Source organism: Bradyrhizobium sp. Kon58 (assembly GCF_055807455.1).
In genome coordinates this window covers 1-245 of the sequence record NZ_JBVVOT010000606.1, presented here as the reverse complement: position 1 = coordinate 245, position 245 = coordinate 1, and the positions used below count along the sequence as shown (strand labels likewise).

Here is a 245-nt window from a genome sequence, read left to right as displayed (position 1 = left end):
CGCATGATGCGATCACCCTGGAAAAGGCGCGCGTGCTGCATGACGTTTGCCTGTCCGTCATGGCGGGGGCGATGCTGGGCTGGGCCATTCTGCTGTGGCGCGAGGGCCAGGTTACGGCGGGCGATGTGGTGATGGTCAGCGCGTTGACGTTTCGTATTCTCCATGGCTCGCGCGACCTGGCGCTGGCACTGGTGGAAGCCACTCAACAGATGGGGGTCATTGCCGAAACCCTGGGAATCATCGCC

At 63.3% G+C, this 245-nt stretch carries 1 pseudogene; it reads left to right on the top strand.

Going from position 1 to position 245, the window contains the following annotated elements:
- Positions 1-245 (top strand): annotated as a pseudogene (locus AC0L20_RS41655) (ABC transporter ATP-binding protein); the annotation flags it as partial.